Here is a 1172-nt window from a genome sequence, read left to right on the forward strand (position 1 = left end):
CGTTGCCCGTTGCCCGTTGCCAATAGCTTAAATATAGAATATTTATAATAAATTTAATTTTTTTGATTTTTTTGCTTCACAAGCATGGGGATATTATGTATTATGCGCGCCACACCAAACAAGGTGTATGTAGTGGCGGTTGTAGCTCAGTTGGTAGAGCCCCGGATTGTGATTCCGGTTGTCGCGGGTTCGAGCCCCGTCAATCGCCCCACTATTCTTTAAGTCTCCTCAGTAATATCTACAGCTAACCTCTAAATTATATTTATCCGGTTTAAATCTAAAATAAAAATAATACACACTTATCAGTAGCCGCTGGTTCATTCCATGTTACACAGCCTATTTCCCGTATTTACGCTTTAGCCATTATCTCAAAACATATAAGTGCGCACATAACACCTCACCTACGTTTAAACCAAACGCCGTGCTTGGCTTAATCTCTGCCTTTAACCTTTTGCCTTTAACCTTTAAAAAGACGCGGAATAAATCCGCTGCTACATGTGTGCGGCGTAAAGCCCTGCCTACAGGCTATTTTAATTTACCCGCCACCTCGCAGCCCGCCGCTCGTAACCTTTAAAAAGACGCGATATAAAATCGCTGCTACACTTTATTCTTTATGCGCAAGGACTCGCTATGAAGAAGGCTTATAGACTCAGGAAAGGGAGGGTCTCATTAACTAATCATTACTATATTGTCACTATGGTATCCCATAATCGTAATAAGCTTTTTACTAAACTTAATATGAATCGTTGTTTAATAAAACATATGCGAGAGCTAGAACGAGAACAACGAATAAAATCAATCGCATTTGTTATTATGCCAGACCACTTACATTGGCAATTTCAAATACTTTCAAACAATACGCTTTCAAATGTAGTTCGTCTTTTTAAAGGTAGAACTGCCGCGAGTTTTTATCAGTTTGAGGTTTATAGATTGTGGCAAAAAGGATATTACGATCATTTAATTCGTAATGAAGAAGATCTTATAGCAAGCGCTCGTTATATTATTGCCAATCCTTTGAGGGCAAAGTTAATAGCCAATGTTGCAGATTACCCTTACTGGGATTGCGTTTATGTTTAATATTACAGCCGACGTGTAGCAGATGTATGGACTCCTCCCCATTAACGGGAGAGTACGGTATAAAGAAATTGCAAAACAACTTTTACCAATTAAGG

General features: G+C 38.8%; 1 protein-coding gene and 1 tRNA gene. Both read left to right on the forward strand.

From position 1 onward, the window contains the following. Positions 1-135 precede the first annotated feature (135 nt). A tRNA-His gene (locus CWC30_RS17620) sits at positions 136-211 on the forward strand. Between the two features lie 419 nt (positions 212-630). Then, on the forward strand, positions 631-1077 hold the full coding sequence (locus CWC30_RS17625) for an REP-associated tyrosine transposase (protein WP_069439933.1): 447 nt from the start codon (positions 631-633) through the stop codon (positions 1075-1077). Positions 1078-1172: the final 95 nt, after the last annotated feature.

Origin of the sequence: Pseudoalteromonas sp. S4741, assembly GCF_005886135.1 — a bacterium.
Classification (GTDB): Bacteria; Pseudomonadota; Gammaproteobacteria; order Enterobacterales; family Alteromonadaceae; genus Pseudoalteromonas; species Pseudoalteromonas tetraodonis.